Raw genomic sequence first — 17,325 nt, forward strand, 5'->3', positions numbered from 1 at the left:
GCGCAACGGCTTTAACCCACCCTCCCTGCTCAACAATGACGGTATCGCCTGTTGCCAAGGTAAGCCCGTTGCCATTGGCGATCTCGCGGGTGTTCTGGGCGTTGATGACATAGTTCGTTGGCATGGCGGCATTCCTCCGTTGGATCGATGCGGCGGTTCAGGCATGCCGCGGATATGAGGCTGGTCCCGGCTCCTGTGCGGCTACGGCCCGAGGTAGCTCTAAGCCGATCCGCACGAGATCCAGAAACAACGTTACGTCACCAGACTTATAAACCCGCCGCTCCCGCCAACAACTCCCCATTCAAGGGGGAGCCCGGTTCCGCGACCTATAGCGAGGTCGAAATCCACCGTCCCGTTCATTTCGGCCCAAGCACCGGATCTCCGTTGGAAATCCAACGCTTGTGCCTACACCGCCCCTTGCCGTGCTCGCGCCTTGCGCGATATCCGTGACATGGCAGAGTTCCGTTAGGTAGTGCCCATGCCGCGCCGCATCGATCACCTCGTCGTCGCCGTCCACGATCTCGACGAGGCGTCGGGCCTGTATCAGCGCCTCGGCTTCCAGGTCGGGGCGCGCAACCGGCACCCCTGGGGCACCGAGAACCGGCTGGTGCAGTTCGGGTCCTCGTTCATCGAGCTGATCACCGTCGGCGAGGATGCGGAGATCTCGCCGCACGGGGAGGGGACCTTCAGCTTCGGGGCCTTCGTCCGCGACTACCTCGAGCAGCGCGAGGGCCTTGCGATGCTGGTCCTCGACAGCGACGACGCCAAGGCGGATGCGGCTTCCTTCGCGCAGAAGGGCATCGGATCCTTCGAGGCGTTCTTCTTCGAGCGGCGCGGGCGTCGCCCAGACGGAACGCCGACCCATGTGGCCTTCACGCTCGCCTTCGCCCGCGACGAGGCCGCGCCCCAGGCGGCGTTCTTCGTCTGCCAGCAGCACTATCCGGAGAATTTCTGGAATCCGGAATTCCAGCGCCACGACAACAAGGCTGTCGATATCGCGGCCATCGCCTTCGTGGCCTCGCACCCGGAGCAGCACCGCACGTTTCTCGCCGCCTTCACCGGTTCGGACCCGGAGCGGATCGTCGACCACGATCTCTCGTTTCCGCTGCGGGACGCGCGCCTCGACGTGATGACGCCCGACGACGCCGCGGAGGTGTTCGGCTCGGTCGAGGTCGATCCGGGCCAGCCGTCGCTGGCGGCGTTTTCCGTCCGTGTCGAGGATATCGGACGGCAGGCCCGGTGGCTCGATGCCGCCGAGGTTCCCTACCAGCATATCGGCAGCCGGCTCGTCGTGCCGGCGAGCGCCGCTTTCGGTGTCGCGATCGCCTTCGAGGCAACGTAGTATCGGGTGCGATTCGCGAAAAACGATCAAAAGCGGCTTTGGGGGCCTTCGACAACATGACCTATTTGGCGGACCTGACCAGTTTCCTGGTCTTCTTCGTCCTCGCGACCGTGCTCGTGGCGCTCTACCTCGCCATCTACACGCTCGCCACCATGCACAACGAGTTCGCGCTGATCCGGCAGAACGTGATCTCGGCCGCGACGGCGCTCGGCTTCAGCCTCGTGGGCTTCGCGCTTCCGCTGGCGAGCGCCATCGTGCATGCGCAGACCATCGTCGACTGCCTTGTCTGGGGGCTCGTGGCGCTCGCGGTGCAGATCCTGGTCTACTGGCTCGTGCGCATCATCATGCCGAACCTGTCCCAGCGCATCGCCGCCGGCGAGATGGCGGCCGCGCTTTTCCTGGGCGCCGCCTCCCTGTCGGCCGGAATCATCAACGCGGCCGCGATGACGTTCTGACCTAGTGTCATCCCCGGCGGCTCGAAGAGCCGGGAAGGGGATCCATTGATCCGCGTGGCGCCATGGATTCCCTTCCCCTCCGCTTCGCTTCGGTCTGGAATGACACCGAAACACTTCCCGTCCGGCCCCAAAAAGGCTAGGGGAGCGCGCATGACCGACACCGCATCCCGTTCCGCCGTCGTCGAGGCCGGCTCCGTCCGCTTCGGCAACCACCTGCCGCTCAGCATCATCGCCGGGCCCTGCGCCATGGAGAGCCGCGACCACGCGCTCGAAACGGCCTCGGCCCTCAAGGAGATGGCAGGGAGGCTCGGGATCGGTCTCGTCTACAAGTCGTCCTTCGACAAGGCGAACCGGACGTCGATCTCCAGCGCCCGCGGCATCGGGCTCGACAAGGCGCTGTCGGTCTTCGCCGAGGTGAAGGAGCGCCTCGGGCTGCCCGTCATCACCGATGTGCACGAGAATGAGCAATGCGCTCCCGTGGGCGAGGTGGCGGACATCCTCCAGATCCCGGCCTTCCTGTGCCGTCAGACCGATCTGCTGGTCGCTGCCGCCAGGACCGGCCGGGTGGTGAACGTCAAGAAGGGCCAGTTCCTGGCTCCCTGGGACATGGCCAACGTGGCCGAGAAGGTGAGGGCGGCCGGGAACCCGAACGTGATGCTGACCGAGCGCGGAGCCTCCTTCGGTTACAACACGCTGGTGTCGGACATGCGGTCGTTGCCGATCATGGCCGAGACCGGCGCGCCGGTGATCTTCGACGCGACCCATTCGGTACAGCAGCCCGGCGGCAAGGGTGCGACCTCGGGCGGCCAGCGCGAGTTCGTGCCGGTTCTGGCCCGCGCCGCCGTAGCGGTGGGCGTCGCCGGCGTGTTCATCGAGACGCACCAGGACCCGGACAAGGCGCCGTCCGATGGGCCCAACATGGTGCCTCTGCGGGAGCTCGAGGCTCTGCTCGGACGGCTCAAGGCCTTCGACGCGCTGGCCAAGGCGGGCAGAGGCTGAGCAAGTTCCCGGGCCGCCCATGCCCTTAGGGTGGGGCAGCTTTGCATTCAGGCCGGTCGCCCTATCTCGGGCTCATGATAAGGAGCCTTCAGGCTCCGCTTCGCGGGCCACCAGACCAGGGCGCCAGTCTTCTCGATGTCTCCTCGCAATCTGATCCTCATCCTCGCGACCAGCGGCTTTGCGGGGACGTTCTCGTCCCGCGCGGTCGAGCCCATGGTCGGCATCATCGCCCGCGATCTGCATTCGAGCCCGCAGACCATCGCGCTCCTGTCGGCAGCCTTCGCGCTGCCTTACGCCTTCATCCAGCCCGTCCTGGGGCCGATCGGCGACGCTCTGGGCAAGGAGCGGATCATGAAGGTGGCGCTTTCGCTGCTCTTCCTGGCGCTTGCCAGCTCCTGCTTCGCGCCTGACGCCACCAGCCTGTTCGTCCTGCGCATCATTGCCGGAATGGCGGCGGGCGGAGCCGTGCCCCTGTCCATCGCGCTCATCGGCGACAGGGTCGATATGGCGCACCGGCAGGTCGCGCTCAGCCGCTATCTCGTGGCCATCATCGTCGGACAGCTCGCCGGCTCCTCCTTCGCAGGGCTGCTGGCGGAACTGGTCGGCTGGCGCGGGGTCTTCGTGCTGTCCACCGCCATGATGGCCGTCGCGCTGGCGGCGACCGTGGTCGGGTTCCGGGGTGCCGTGCCCGGCGGCAAGTTCGACATGGGCAACGCCCTGCGGCGCTACCGGGACATCCTGTCCAATCCACGGGCGCTGTCCCTCTTCGCCTTCGTGTTCGTCGAGGCGATCGCGATCTTCGGCATCTTTCCCTACATCGCCCCGCTCCTCGAGGAACGGGGAGGGGGCGGCGCAGCGGAAGCCGGCTTCGCCATCGGCGGCTTCGCCGTGGGCGGCTTGGTCTATTCCGCGCTGGTCACATGGATGCTGAGGCGTCTCGGGATCGGAAAGATCCTCGTGGGCGGAGGGCTTTTCGCGGCCGCGGCCCTCGTGGTCCTCGGCTTCGGGGGCGACTGGAAGCTCGATGCCGTCGCCCTGCTGCTGATGGGCCTCGGGTTCTACATGCTCCACAACACCTTCCAGGCCCAGGTGACGGAAGTCGCTCCGCAGGCGCGCGCCTCGGCGGTCGCGCTCCATGCCTTCTCGTTCTTCTGCGGCCAGGCCCTCGGCGTCGTGATTATGGGCATGGGCCTGCGCGGGATCGGCCTCACCGCCTCGACGGCGGTGGGGGCCGTGATCATCCTCGGCGTCGGCCTGGTCGCCTCGTTCGTCCTGAGCCGTCCCGCGCCTCAGCGCGCCCGGTAGGGCGCTACGCCCTGATCGGGGAGCCAGAGGTTCTTCGGTAGCTCGCCCGTCTGCCAGAAGACATCGATCGGGATGCCGCCGCGAGGGTACCAGTAGCCGCCGATGCGCAGGTAACGGGGCTCCAGCAGCTCCGCGAGGCGCTTGCCGATGGCGATCGTGCAATCCTCGTGGAAGGCGCCGTGGTCGCGGAAGCTGTGCATGTAGAGCTTCAGGGACTTCGACTCGACGAGCCAGGGGCCCGGCGCATAGTCGATCACGAGAATCGCGAAATCCGGCTGGCCGGTGACCGGGCACAGCGATGTGAATTCCGGCACGGTGAAGCGGGCGAGATAGTCCGTGTCCTGGTGCGGGTTCGGCACGCGGTCGAGCTTGGCCTCCTCGGGGGAACGGGGACTGGCGCTCGCCTGCCCGAGCTGGAGATGGGTGTCCGTCACGGTGATTGTCCTTGGATCTGTTGTGGTGAATGCTGGCCCCGTCCTTGCTCACCTGCGGATTTCGGTCAATAAGCCCCTTCATGACGTGAGGCCGCACCGGCGGCCGCTGAGCCCTCAGGAGCCCGTTTCATGACAGCCATCATCGACGTTCACGCTCGCCAGATCCTCGACAGCCGCGGCAATCCCACGGTCGAGGTGGATGTGACCCTGGAGGACGGCTCCCTGGGCCGCGCGGCGGTTCCGTCCGGCGCCTCGACGGGCGCCCACGAGGCGGTCGAGCTTCGCGACGGCGACAAGAGCAAGTATCTCGGCAAGGGCGTGCTCAAGGCGATCGAGGCCGTGAACGGCGAGATCCTCGACGCGATCGGCGGGCTCGATGCCGAGGAGCAGATCCTCATCGACGAGACGATGCTCGAGCTGGACGGCACACCGAACAAGGCCCGCCTCGGCGCCAACGCCATCCTGGGCGTCTCGCTGGCGGTCGCCAAGGCCGCGGCCGATGCGGCGGCGCTGCCGCTCTACCGCTATGTGGGCGGCACGCAGGCCCGGGTTCTCCCCGTGCCGATGATGAACATCATCAACGGCGGCGCCCACGCGGACAACCCGATCGACTTCCAGGAATTCATGGTCATGCCGGTCGGCGCTCCGAGCATCGCCGAGGCCGTGCGCATGGGCTCCGAGATCTTCCATACCCTGAAGAAGAGCCTGAAGGACGCCGGCCACAACACCAATGTGGGCGACGAGGGCGGCTTCGCCCCGAACCTGCCCTCCGCAGAGGCCGCGCTCGACTTCATCATGAAGTCCATCGAGGCTGCCGGGTACAAGCCGGGCCAGGACATCGTCATCGGCCTCGATTGCGCCGCGACCGAGTTCTTCAAGAACGGCGCCTATGTCTACGAGGGCACCGGCCAGAAGCTGAACCCGCAGCAGCAGGCCGAGTATCTGGCCAAGCTCGTCTCCGCCTATCCCATCGCGACCATCGAGGACGGCATGAGCGAGGACGACTGGGAGGGCTGGAAGATCCTGACCGACCTCGTCGGCTCCAAGTGCCAGCTCGTGGGCGATGATCTCTTCGTCACCAACGTGACCCGGCTGTCCGAAGGCATCAAGCGGGGCGTCGGCAACTCGCTGCTCGTGAAGGTGAACCAGATCGGCTCGCTGACCGAGACGCTGGCCGCTGTCGATATGGCCCACCGGGCCGGCTACACGGCCGTGATGTCCCACCGCTCGGGCGAGACGGAGGATTCCACCATCGCGGATCTCGCGGTCGCCACGAACTGCGGCCAGATCAAGACCGGTTCGCTCGCCCGCTCGGACCGGCTGGCCAAGTACAACCAGCTCATCCGCATCGAGGAGGAGCTGGGCTCCCAGGCGCGCTACGCGGGCAGGGCGGCGCTCAAGGCGCTGGCGTGAGCCTTGACGGCATCATGATCTGAACCGAAGGGCCGCCTCGAGCGGCCCTTTTCGTGACTCGGCTCTAGATATATAAAGATATATAATAACAAATCTCGCGCACTGCTGATGACGGAGCCAGAACCATGATCTTCGATGCCCGGGTGCTCGGCTCGGTCCTGATCGCAGCATGTTTCAGCTTTTCGGCTGCAGCGGAGGCAAGCGACTTCATGATCGAGCCGGGCAGGCGTGCGGGACCGGTGACGAAGGACATGACGGAGGCCCAGCTGAAGGCGCTCCTGCCGAAAGGGCAGGTGAAGCGGGTCCTGCAACATGTCGAGGAAGACGTCTATAACTGCGGGACCCTGATCTACGCGGGAACCGACAATGAGGCCTTCGTCAGCTGGGCCTCGATGACGAAGGACTACTGGGGCGACGACCCAAAGAACGTGAAGGAATGTGAGGGTCTCCCAGGTCCATCGAAACCTCAGGCCGTAACCATCGAGAACGACTTCTTCCGCCATCCCGAGCGGCGGAGTTCCTGGCGATCGGCCAAGGGAATCAGGCTGGGCATGAACCTCCGGGAGCTGGAGACCGCCGCTGGCCAGCCCTTCCTGTTCTCGGCCTGCCAGTGCGACTATGGCGGGGTGGTCTTCGGGGAGCCGCTGCAGCGCACTTTCCCCAACCTAGACCTCCGGCTCTTCTACACCGACATTCCAGACGACATCAGAGCGAAATATGTGAACGAGGACGACGATTATGCTCTGAAATCGTCGGACGTGCCGCCGGCATTGGCCCGCCGAATTCTTCTCTGGAAGATCGTTGCGCGCCTCGCACGGTGACTTCGTCGAGCAACGCTTCAACCCCTCATTAACCATGCCTGTGCCATGGTCGGCGTCCGGCCATCGTCCATGGCCGCGCAAGGTTTCCTACATGGTCATCCGCAGGCGCTTACGTCGATTTCTGATCCCGCTGGTGCTCTACAGCTTCGCGGCCGGCGTGGTCGGCTACTTCGTGCACCATGCCCATTCCGGCGCGCGCGGCATCGAGGCGCAGCAGCAGTTCGAGGCGCAGGCGGCCGAACTCACGAAGGAGCTCGAAGCCGTGAGAACCGAGCGTCAGGACTGGGAGCGGCGCATCGCACTGCTCCGCAGCGACCAGATCGACCGGGATCTGCTCGAGGAGCGCGCCCGCGTCATGCTCGGACGTGTGCACCGCAACGATCTCGTGATCATTCCCGGAGACCAGTGAACTTATCCCAAATTTCGAATTAACTCGATTTTTGTTAATCTTGTAATTGATATATTCATCAAAGACTTGGGCGATTCACTGTAGTATTGAATCACTCCTCCGACCCTCTCGATTTCCGGTTGTGACTGCGCTACAACTTTCGTCGAGGAAACCCTTCGGAGGACCCGATGGCTGTTGCTGCCCGCAAGGCGGGCCGTGCCGGTTCTGGCGCGGCTAACAAGTCCACTTCCACTAAAGGCCAGGTACGTAAGGCCGCCCCCAATACCCCACAGTTCGACAAGGATCAGGATCTCAGCGCCTACAACGACATGCTGCTGATCCGCCGCTTCGAGGAGAAGTCCGGCCAGATGTACGGCATGGGCCTCATCGGCGGGTTCTGCCACCTCTATATCGGCCAGGAGGCCGTCGTCGTCGGCATGCAGATGGCCACCCGCGAGGGCGATCAGGTCATCACGGGCTATCGCGACCACGGCCACATGCTGGCCTGCGGCATGGACCCCAAGGGCGTCATGGCCGAGCTCACCGGACGTCGCGGCGGCCTGTCGAAGGGCAAGGGCGGCTCCATGCACATGTTCTCGAAGGAAAAGCACTTCTACGGCGGCCACGGCATCGTCGGCGCCCAGGTGTCCCTCGGAACGGGCCTCGCCTTCGCAAACCACTATCGCGAGAACGGCAACGTCTCGCTGACCTATTTCGGTGATGGTGCCGCCAACCAGGGCCAGGTCTACGAGAGCTTCAACATGGCGGCTCTCTGGAAGCTGCCCGTCGTCTACATCATCGAGAACAACCGCTACGCCATGGGCACGGCGGTGACCCGCGCCTCGGCGCAGACGGACTTCTCCAAGCGCGGCGTCTCGTTCGGTATTCCGGGCGAGCAGGTCGACGGCATGGACGTCCGGGCCGTCTATGCGGCGGCCCAGCGCGCCATCGAGCATGCCCGCACCGGCAAGGGGCCTTACATCCTCGAGATGCAGACCTACCGCTATCGCGGCCACTCCATGTCCGACCCGGCGAAGTATCGCACGAAGGACGAGGTCGCCCGCATGCGTGAGGAGCACGACCCGATCGAGCAGGTGCGCCGCCGTCTCCTCGAGGGCTGGAAGCTGTCCGAGGACGAGCTGAAGGCCATCGACAGCCGGGTGCGCGAGATCGTCAACGAGGCGGCCGAGTTCGCCACGCACGATCCGGAGCCCGATCCGTCTGAGCTCTACACGGACATTCTGCTCTAAGCGGCGCCGCAAGCGTCGCTTCCCCTTTCTCGCCGCAGCGACACAGAACACGAGTCTTCCATGGCGATCGATATTCTCATGCCCGCCCTTTCTCCCACCATGGAGCAGGGCAAGCTGGCCAAATGGCTGAAAAAAGAAGGCGACAAGGTCAAGCCCGGCGACGTGCTGGCCGAAATCGAAACCGACAAGGCGACCATGGAGGTCGAGGCGATCGACGAGGGCGTCCTCGCCAAGATCCTGGTCTCCGATGGCACCGACAACGTGGCCGTGAACACCCCCATCGCCGTCCTGGCGGGGGAGGGCGAGGACGTGTCCGCCGCTGCCTCTTCGGCGCGCGCCCCGGCTGCTCCGGCTCCCGAAGCGCAGCCCGCCCCGACCCCCGACATGCAGGCGGAGGGGTTGGCGCAACGGCCGGCTCCGGACGGCATCCAGGGCACCGATGTCACGCCCGTCGCGGAGCCCGCCGCCCCGGCGGTGATCACCAACCGCACGACGCATGATGCCATGGCGGAGATCCCGGAAGGCACCGAGATGGTCACCATGACCGTCCGCGAGGCCCTTCGCGACGCCATGGCCGAGGAGATGCGCAAAGACGGAAACGTCTTCGTCATGGGCGAAGAGGTCGCCGAGTACCAGGGCGCCTACAAGGTGACCCAGGGCCTGCTGCAGGAGTTCGGCCCGAAGCGCGTGGTCGACACACCGATCACCGAGCACGGCTTCGCCGGCGTCGGCGTCGGCGCTGCCTTCACGGGCCTGCGCCCCATCGTCGAGTTCATGACCTTCAACTTCGCCATGCAGGCGATCGACCAGATCATCAACTCGGCGGCCAAGACCCTCTACATGTCCGGCGGCCAGCTCGGCGCGCCCATCGTGTTCCGCGGTCCCAACGGCGCGGCGGCCCGCGTGGCGGCCCAGCACAGCCAGGACTTCTCGGCGTGGTATTCGAACGTGCCGGGCCTGAAGGTGATCGCGCCCTATTCGGCCTCGGACGCGAAGGGGCTGCTCAAGAGCGCCATCCGCGACCCGAACCCGGTCATCTTCCTCGAGAACGAGATCCTCTACGGCCAGTCGTTCCCGGTGCCGAAGCTCGACGACTTCACGGTGCCGATCGGCAAGGCGCGCATCCACCGGGAGGGCAAGGACGTGACCATCGTGTCCTTCTCGATCGGCATGACCTATGCGCTGAAAGCGGCTCAGGAGCTCGAGAAGGAAGGCATCCAGGCCGAGGTGATCGACCTGCGCACCATCCGTCCGATGGACACCGACACCATCGTGGCCTCGGTCATGAAGACCGGCCGCTGCGTGACGGTGGAGGAGGGCTATCCCCAGTCGGGCGTGGGCGCCGAGATCGCCGCGCGTATCATGGAGCACGCCTTCGACTATCTCGATGCGCCCGTGATCCGCGTCACCGGCAAGGACGTGCCGATGCCCTACGCGGCCAATCTCGAGAAGCTGGCCCTGCCGACCGTGGCGGAGGTCGTCCAGGCGGCGAAGGCCGTTTGCTACAGGTGACATCATGACCGAACGGAAATTCGAAGCCCTCAATGTTCCGCCCGACGTCCTGGAGAAGGGCGGCGTCGAGATCCTCAGGGCTTCGGTGGTCGATGGGGCGGTCAGCGTCGCGCTGCGCCGCGCCTTCGACGATCCGTTCACCTGGGGCGTGCTCCTCGTTGATCTCGCCCGCCATGCCGCGCGCGTCTACGCCATGGAAACCGACCTCTCCGAGGACGAGGCCATGGCCGAGATCAGCGCCGGCATCCAGGCCGAGCTCGACGATCCGAGCGACCCGGGCTCCACGCAGGCCATCAACTGAGCACGCTCCGGACGACGCCGATGCGTTTTCCCGGAGCGTGCAGCAAACAAAATTCCAACTCTCGGTCAGGATCCCATACGCCATGCCCATCAATATCCTGATGCCCGCCCTGTCTCCCACGATGGAGAAGGGCAACCTCGCCAAGTGGCTTAAGAAAGAAGGCGACACGATCAAGTCCGGCGACGTAATCGCCGAGATCGAAACCGACAAGGCCACCATGGAGGTGGAGGCCGTCGACGAAGGCGTGCTCGCCAAGATCCTCGTGCCCGAAGGTACCGCCGACGTTCCGGTGAACCAGCTCATCGCGCTGATCGCAGGCGAGGGCGAGGACCCGAAGAGCGTGCAGGCTCCGGCCGGCGGCGGCGCTCCCGCCGCAGCTTCCGCGCCTGCCCCGCAGGCAGCGCCGGCTCCAGCGCCCTCGGCACCCGCAGCCGCCTCGCAGCCGCAAGCCAACACCATTCCAGGCGACGCCTCAGCTCACATGTCGTATGCCCGCGTCGATCAGGCCCCGAGCGGCCCGGCCCAGGCACAGGGCGCAGCGAAGCCGAACGGGGCAGGGCAGAGCCAAGGCGGCAACCGCGTCTTCGCCTCGCCGCTCGCCAAGCGGATCGCCAAGGAAGCCGGCATCGACGTCGCGTCAATCCAGGGCTCCGGCCCGCATGGGCGCGTGGTCGAGAAGGACGTGCGCGCCGCCATGGCGGGCGGAGGCGCCAAGCCTGCCGCCCCGGCCGCTGCTCCTGCTGCTGCACCCGCCGCGAGGGCTCCTGCCGCACCGCAGCTTGCTCCGAGCATGGGCGCCGATCAGGTCAAGGCCATGTTCGAGGCGGGCACCTACGAGGAGGTGCCCCTCGATGGCATGCGCAAGACCATTGCCAAGCGCCTCGTCGAGTCGAAGCAGACGGTGCCGCATTTCTACCTGTCGCTGGACTGCGAGCTCGACGCCCTAATGGCGCTGCGCGAGCAGATCAACGCGGCGGCCGGGAAGGACAAGGACGGCAAGCCGGCCTACAAGCTCTCGGTCAACGACTTCGTCATCAAGGCTCTCGCCATCGCGCTCCAGCGCGTGCCGGCCGCCAACGCGGTCTGGGCCGAGGACCGAATCCTGAAGATGAAGCACTCGGATGTGGGCGTTGCCGTCGCCATCGAAGGCGGCCTGTTCACACCGGTCGTGCGCAAGGCGGAACAGAAGACGCTGACGGCCATCTCGGCCGAGGTGAAGGACATGGCGGGCCGCGCACGCAATCGTCGCCTGAAGCCCGAGGAATATTCCGGAGGCTCCACGGCGGTTTCCAACCTCGGAATGTTCGGCATCAAGAACTTCCAGGCCGTCATCAACCCGCCCCAGGGCACGATCCTTGCTGTCGGCGCGGGCGAGCAGCGGGTCGTCGTGAAGAACGGCGCACCCACCGTCGTCCAGGCCATGACCGTGACGCTCTCCTGCGACCACCGGGTCGTGGACGGCGCGCTGGGCGCGGAACTGTTGGCAGCGTTCAAGCAGCTCATCGAGAACCCGATGGGGATGCTGGTTTAAGGGAATGCGTCATCCCGGCCGGAGCGTCAGCGCAGAGCCGGGATCGCAAGACCAGACTGGCGCCCTATCCTGATAGCGATCCCGGCTCTCGCTCTGCTCGGCCGGGATGACGAGTGGGGACACCATGGCAGACCAATACGACATCATCGTCATCGGCGGCGGGCCGGGCGGCTACGTGGCGGCGATCCGCGCCGGGCAGCTCGGGTTCAAGACCGCGGTCGTGGAGCGCGAGCATCTGGGCGGCATCTGCCTCAACTGGGGCTGCATCCCGACCAAGGCGCTGCTGCGCTCGGCCGAGATTTACCATTACATGGAGCACGCCAAGGATTACGGTCTCTCGGCGGAGAAGATCGGCTTCGATGCGGGCGCCATAGTGCAGCGCTCCCGCGGCGTCTCGGGCCGCCTCAACGGCGGTGTCGGCATGCTCTTGAAGAAGAACAAGGTCGACGTGATCTTCGGCGAGGCGGTGATCTCCAAGCCGGGCGAGGTCGTGGTCTCGACCACGAAGAAGCCCGCGATGCAGCCGCAGCATCCGGCCCCGAAGGGCGCGCTGGGGCCCGGCACCTATTCCGCCAAGCACATCATCGTGGCGACCGGCGCGCGTGCTGCCGGGCATCGAGCCGGATGGCAAGCAGATCTGGACCTATTTCGAGGCCATGGTGCCGCCCGCCATGCCGAAATCGCTCATCGTCATGGGCTCGGGCGCGATCGGCATCGAGTTCGCCTCGTTCTACCGCACCATGGGCGTGGACGTGACGGTGGTCGAGGTGATGCCGCAGATCCTGCCCGTCGAGGATGCGGAGATCGCCGGCATCGCCCGCAAGCGCTTCGAGAAGCAGGGCATCAAGATCTTCACCAACACCAAGGTCACGAAGGTCGAGAAGGGTCCGAACGGCGTCTCCGCCACCATCGACGACGGCAAGACGATCCAGACCATCCAGGCGGAGCGCCTGATCTCGGCCGTGGGCGTCGTCGGCAACATCGAAAATCTCGGCCTTGAGAAGCTCGGCGTGAAGACCGACCGGGGTACCATCGTGACCGACGGCCTCGGCCGCACCAACGTGCCGGGGATCTACGCCATCGGCGACGTGGCCGGTCCTCCCATGCTGGCGCACAAGGCCGAGCACGAGGGCGTGATCTGCGTGGAGACCATCAAGGGGCTGCATACGCACGCGATGGACAAGGGCAAGATTCCGGGCTGCACTTACTGCCAGCCGCAGATCGCGAGCGTCGGCCTCACCGAGGCCAAGGCCAAGGAGCAGGGTTACGACATCCGCGTCGGCCGCTTCCCGTTCGTCGGCAACGGCAAGGCGATCGCGCTCGGCGAGCCGGACGGAATGGTGAAGACGATCTTCGACAAGAAGACCGGCCAGCTCCTCGGCGCGCACATGGTCGGCGCCGAGGTGACGGAGCTGATCCAGGGCTTCGTGATCGCCATGAACCTCGAGACCACCGAGGAGGAGCTGATCCACGCGGTGTTCCCACACCCGACGCTCTCCGAGATGATGCACGAGAGCGTCATGGACGCCTACGGACGCGCGATCCACATTTGACGGAACCGCCCTCTGAATACGGGCGCAGATCGAACGTGAAAAAGGCCGGTCGGCTTTGCGGAGCCTGCCGGCCTTTCTCTTTGGCGGCGTTGCCGGGCCGACAGGCCGGAAGGCAGGGCCATACTCGGCTTCTATTGGTCTGAAGGGAGATGGGTGCGTCGCTTCTCCAGATCGCCCCGTTTGCGCCTGTCGTTCTTCGGCTGCTCGCTTCCACCCGGAATCGAAGGGGCACCGCCGTCCTGAGGCAGGCGGTTGCCGGGAATGTTGTCCGGTTCGCTCCGGCCAGGCGCCGTTGGGGCTGTGCGGGCCTTACCTCGGTCATCATCCGGCTTGCTCGGTGCCATCTGCCACCCCTTTCGCGATCGACCTTCCTGCACAACCGGCCGCTCCTATGCCGGTTCCGGATGGCGCGCCTGCATGGGCTGAGTGCGGCGTCAGTACGTCGTCTCGTACAATCGAGGTCAGGCCAGGAAGTAGTTCTGAAAAGGGTCGATGTTTTCTTAGGTAAGAAAATCTTCGCAGGAAAGCGGAGACGGAACTCATCTACGAAACATCCAAGATGATGCTCCAAGCGGAGCAGTTCTCATCCTTTCGTGTGATGAGACCTAATACTGAATAGCTATGTCTGGCGGTGCCCTGTTTGAGCTACTTCGCTTGGCATCTGGTTCGCCGATCTCAGAGCCATTTCGAACACTAACAAAATACTCGATTGGGGCGTTTTTCATGGATGGCTCGTCACGGCGTCTGCCTGCCTATTTCACAGCTCCGACAACGGCCACCGCGGGGACGAAGGCCCGGCGCAGGTTGAGGCAGGTGCGGGTGCTGGTGCGTCGGTCGGCATCGCGGCTCGGCGTCCCGGTTCCGTCGAGGCAGAGGCTCGCCCGCAGGTCGGAACAGGTCGTTCTGATGGTGCAGGCCGTCACCGATCGGGCACGGGCGGAATGGCGGGCGGGATATCCCGTCGTTCTGCGACACCTGCAGGAGCGGTTTCCGTCCCTGCCGCTCGGTTCGCTTTCCGATGCGGATGCCGAGCCGGATCCCGTCGAGCTGGTGATGGAGGAATTCGACAGGCTCGAGCCTGAACAGCAGGACAAGGTCGCCAAGAACCTCGCGCTCCTCTGGAACAGCTTCACGGGAGCATTCGGTGGCGTGAGCGGCTTCCAGGCCGCTTCACCGACCGAACAGCAATCCTATGTCGAGAAGCTGGAGGCGGCGGCCCGGCGCATGGAGGCCGCACGTGGAACCGAGGCTGCCTTCCACTATGTGACCGTCGAGCTCATCCGGCAGTACATCGCCTTCCTGCAGGTCGGGAGCACCGAACAGAGGGCGGTGGCACTCGCCCGTCGGGTCGCCCCGCTGATCGATCGGGGCTACAAGATGGAGGCCCAGCCCTTCCTTCATACGGTCGGCTCCCGTAGATAGCGAGCATTCCGGCCCAGCGGGCTCTTCCGCCACCGGCAGCTTGAGACTTTTTTTCGTTCGAGCTGGAGCAGCCGCAGCCTCTTCCCGTTATCCCAGCAGCCTCCGCTCGGTCGCCTCCCGGCTCTAGAGCGGAGCCGTGGGGGTGATGGGTTAGAGGAGAGCGCCATGACGAGCATCACCGTCAGCGACCGAGCCCGGCCGATCCCCCGGCGAAAGCCATGGTACAAGGTGCTCTACGTCCAGGTCCTGATCGCGATCTTTCTCGGCATCATAGTCGGCTGGCTCTTTCCGGATTTCGCCAAGAACGACTGGATCAAGGCGCTGGGCGACGGCTTCATCAAGCTGATCAAGATGGTGATCACGCCGATTATCTTCTGCACCGTCGTGTCGGGCATTTCGCACATCCAGGACGCCAGGAAGGTCGGGCGCGTCGGCATCAAGGCCCTGGTCTATTTCGAGGTCGTCTCGACCTTCGCGCTCATCATCGGCCTTCTCGTGGGCAACATCGTCAGGCCCGGCGCAGGCTTCACGGGCACGCCGGATCCCAATGCGGTGGCCGGCTACGCCAAGCAGGCGGCCGAGCAGAAGCCCGTGGACTTCATCCTCCACATCATCCCCGACAGCGTGGTCGGTGCCTTCGCCCAGGGCGACATTCTGCAGGTGCTCCTCTTCGCCATCCTGTTCGGCTTCGCGCTGCTGGCTTTGGGCGAGCGGGCGAATACGCTCCGCAATCTCATCGACGACACGGCCCACGCAGTGTTCGGTGTCATCGCCATCGTCATGAAGGCGGCTCCCATCGGGGCCTTTGGGGCCATGGCATATACGATCGGCCGTTACGGACCGCAGGCATTAGGCAATCTGCTGGGCCTGATCGCGACCTTCTATGCCACCGCCGCCTTGTTCGTATTCGTCGTTCTCGGGCTCATCGCGCGGATGGCCGGGTTCAGCATCTTCAAGTTCATCGGCTACATCAAGGACGAGCTCCTCATCGTGCTGGGGACGAGCTCGTCCGAAAGCGCGCTGCCGCAGCTGATGGAGAAGCTCGAGCGGCTCGGCTGCTCCAAATCCGTCGTCGGCCTCGTCGTGCCGACCGGCTATTCGTTCAACCTGGACGGCACCAACATCTACATGACACTGGCGACCCTCTTCATCGCCCAGGCTCTCCATATCGACCTCACCTTCGGCCAGCAGATCACCATCCTGCTCGTAGCGCTGCTGACCTCGAAAGGGGCAAGCGGCGTAACCGGAGCGGGATTCATCACGCTCGCTGCGACCTTGGCGGTCGTGAACCCGGCGCTGGTGCCGGGCATGGCCATCGTCCTCGGGATCGACAAGTTCATGAGTGAGGTGAGGGCGCTCACCAACATCACCGGCAACGGGGTGGCGACGGTCGTCGTCTCCTGGTGGGAGGGCGAGCTCGACCGGGAGAAGCTTCAGGCCGGTCTCAACCAGGAAATCGACCCTTCGGACATGGAGACTGCGGTCACGACGGACTGACCGGGAGCGGCGCTCTGCAGGCCGCGCGGAGCTGCCTTCCGTCCGCCCCGATTGCGAAGACGGCCCGAAACCCTTAAGTCATCCGGGCATGGGATGCTCGTCGGCATCCTTCAGAGGTTCACGCTTCATGGCCGTCGTTCTCGATCTCCTGAACCGGGACAATCGTCCCCGCCACCCGGAAAAGGCCCACCGTCCGGACCAGCCGGTCCAGCAGCGCAAGCCCGATTGGATCCGCGTGAAGGCGCCGGGCTCGCCCAAATGGGCCGAGACCAACAAGATCGTGCGCGAAAACAAGCTCGTGACGGTCTGCGAGGAGGCGGGCTGCCCGAATATCGGCGAGTGCTGGGAAAAGAAGCACGCCACCTTCATGATCATGGGCGACACCTGCACGCGGGCCTGCGCTTTCTGCAACGTGAAGACCGGCCTGCCGCAGGCTCTCGACCTCAACGAGCCGGAGAGCGTCGCCAAGGCGGTGGAGAAGCTCGGCCTCGAGCACGTGGTCATCACCTCGGTCGACCGCGACGATCTCGCCGACGGCGGGGCCCAGCACTTCGCCGACGTGATCCATGCCATCCGGGCCCGCAGCCCGAAGACCACGATCGAGATCCTGACCCCCGACTTCCTGCGCAAGCCCGGCGCCCTGGAGGTGGTCGTGGCGGCCAAGCCCGACGTGTTCAACCACAATCTCGAAACGGTGCCGTCCAAGTACCTCAAGGTGCGTCCCGGCGCCCGCTACTTCCACTCCATCCGCCTGCTCCAGCGCGTCAAGGAGCTCGACCCGACCATCTTCACCAAGTCCGGCATCATGGTCGGCCTGGGCGAGGAGCGGAACGAGGTGCTCCAGCTCATGGACGACCTGCGTTCGGCGGAGGTCGACTTCATGACGATCGGCCAGTACCTGCAGCCGACCCGCAAGCACCATCCGGTGATCCGCTTCGTCACGCCGGACGAGTTCAAGGCCTTCGAGACGACGGCCTATGCCAAGGGCTTCCTGCTGGTCTCCTCCACCCCGCTGACGCGATCCTCGCACCATGCGGGCGAGGACTTCGCCAAGCTGAAGGCCGCACGCCTCGCCAAGCTCGGCTGATCCGTCGCGAGAGGC

General features: G+C 65.3%; 15 protein-coding genes and 1 pseudogene. 15 read left to right on the top strand and 1 reads right to left on the bottom strand.

Translation table 11 applies throughout. The features are described from left to right. Positions 1-478: 478 nt before the first annotated feature. From DES45_RS19340 to DES45_RS19355, 4 genes are all read left to right on the top strand, one after another. Positions 479-1,342 carry a VOC family protein gene (locus DES45_RS19340; protein ID WP_114771686.1) on the top strand — a complete coding sequence of 288 codons (864 nt, stop codon included), beginning with the start codon at positions 479-481 and terminating at the stop codon, positions 1,340-1,342. Positions 1,343-1,398: 56 nt separating this feature from the next. Further along, positions 1,399-1,797 (top strand): DUF350 domain-containing protein, encoded by a 399-nt coding sequence (locus DES45_RS19345; RefSeq protein ID WP_114771817.1) that lies wholly within the window; start codon positions 1,399-1,401, stop codon positions 1,795-1,797. 150 nt (positions 1,798-1,947) lie between these two features. Continuing rightward, the gene (gene kdsA, locus DES45_RS19350) at positions 1,948-2,796 is read left to right on the top strand and encodes a 3-deoxy-8-phosphooctulonate synthase (protein WP_114771687.1); all 849 of its coding nucleotides are present in this window, start codon (positions 1,948-1,950) and stop codon (positions 2,794-2,796) included. 135 nt (positions 2,797-2,931) lie between these two features. Continuing rightward, positions 2,932-4,101, top strand: a complete 1,170-nt coding sequence (locus DES45_RS19355) for an MFS transporter (RefSeq protein WP_114771688.1) — start codon at positions 2,932-2,934, stop codon at positions 4,099-4,101. On the opposite strand, the gene queF is transcribed toward DES45_RS19355, so the two are convergent. Then, positions 4,086-4,535, bottom strand: a complete 450-nt coding sequence (queF, locus tag DES45_RS19360) for a preQ(1) synthase (protein ID WP_425374298.1) — start codon at positions 4,533-4,535, stop codon at positions 4,086-4,088. The two genes, DES45_RS19355 and queF, sit on opposite strands and share 16 nt — an antisense overlap. Before the next feature lie 129 nt (positions 4,536-4,664). Here queF and eno point away from each other — a divergent pair, with 129 nt between their 5' ends. From eno to lipA, 11 genes and pseudogenes are all read left to right on the top strand, one after another. Further along, positions 4,665-5,948, top strand: coding sequence for a phosphopyruvate hydratase (eno, locus tag DES45_RS19365; protein WP_114771690.1), 1,284 nt, complete (start codon positions 4,665-4,667; stop codon positions 5,946-5,948). Positions 5,949-6,073: 125 nt separating this feature from the next. Then, positions 6,074-6,769, top strand: coding sequence for a hypothetical protein (locus DES45_RS19370; protein WP_114771691.1), 696 nt, complete (start codon positions 6,074-6,076; stop codon positions 6,767-6,769). Between the two features lie 91 nt (positions 6,770-6,860). Continuing rightward, positions 6,861-7,178, top strand: coding sequence for an FtsB family cell division protein (locus tag DES45_RS19375; RefSeq protein ID WP_114771692.1), 318 nt, complete (start codon positions 6,861-6,863; stop codon positions 7,176-7,178). A gap of 167 nt (positions 7,179-7,345) precedes the next feature. Beyond that, a complete protein-coding gene (pdhA, locus tag DES45_RS19380) occupies positions 7,346-8,407 on the top strand; it encodes a pyruvate dehydrogenase (acetyl-transferring) E1 component subunit alpha (RefSeq protein WP_114771693.1) in 1,062 nt (353 codons plus the stop codon). Positions 8,408-8,467: 60 nt separating this feature from the next. Beyond that, positions 8,468-9,919 (top strand): pyruvate dehydrogenase complex E1 component subunit beta, encoded by a 1,452-nt coding sequence (locus DES45_RS19385; RefSeq protein ID WP_114771694.1) that lies wholly within the window; start codon positions 8,468-8,470, stop codon positions 9,917-9,919. Between the two features lie 4 nt (positions 9,920-9,923). Then, entirely contained in the window at positions 9,924-10,220 is a 297-nt protein-coding gene (locus DES45_RS19390; protein ID WP_114771695.1) for a DUF5076 domain-containing protein, read from the top strand. 82 nt (positions 10,221-10,302) lie between these two features. Continuing rightward, the gene (locus tag DES45_RS19395) at positions 10,303-11,751 is read left to right on the top strand and encodes a pyruvate dehydrogenase complex dihydrolipoamide acetyltransferase (protein WP_114771696.1); all 1,449 of its coding nucleotides are present in this window, start codon (positions 10,303-10,305) and stop codon (positions 11,749-11,751) included. Positions 11,752-11,875: 124 nt separating this feature from the next. Further along, positions 11,876-13,304: pseudogene (gene lpdA / locus DES45_RS19400) on the top strand (dihydrolipoyl dehydrogenase). An 825-nt stretch (positions 13,305-14,129) separates the two neighbouring features. Continuing rightward, positions 14,130-14,726 (top strand): hypothetical protein, encoded by a 597-nt coding sequence (locus DES45_RS19405; RefSeq protein WP_147282452.1) that lies wholly within the window; start codon positions 14,130-14,132, stop codon positions 14,724-14,726. Between the two features lie 165 nt (positions 14,727-14,891). Beyond that, positions 14,892-16,223: a dicarboxylate/amino acid:cation symporter gene (locus DES45_RS19410; protein WP_114771698.1), complete on the top strand. Its 1,332-nt coding sequence runs from the start codon at positions 14,892-14,894 to the stop codon at positions 16,221-16,223. 127 nt (positions 16,224-16,350) lie between these two features. After that, positions 16,351-17,310 (top strand): lipoyl synthase, encoded by a 960-nt coding sequence (gene lipA / locus DES45_RS19415; protein ID WP_114771699.1) that lies wholly within the window; start codon positions 16,351-16,353, stop codon positions 17,308-17,310. Positions 17,311-17,325: the final 15 nt, after the last annotated feature.

Origin of the sequence: Microvirga subterranea (assembly GCF_003350535.1) — a bacterium.
GTDB lineage: Bacteria > Pseudomonadota > Alphaproteobacteria > Rhizobiales > Beijerinckiaceae > Microvirga > Microvirga subterranea.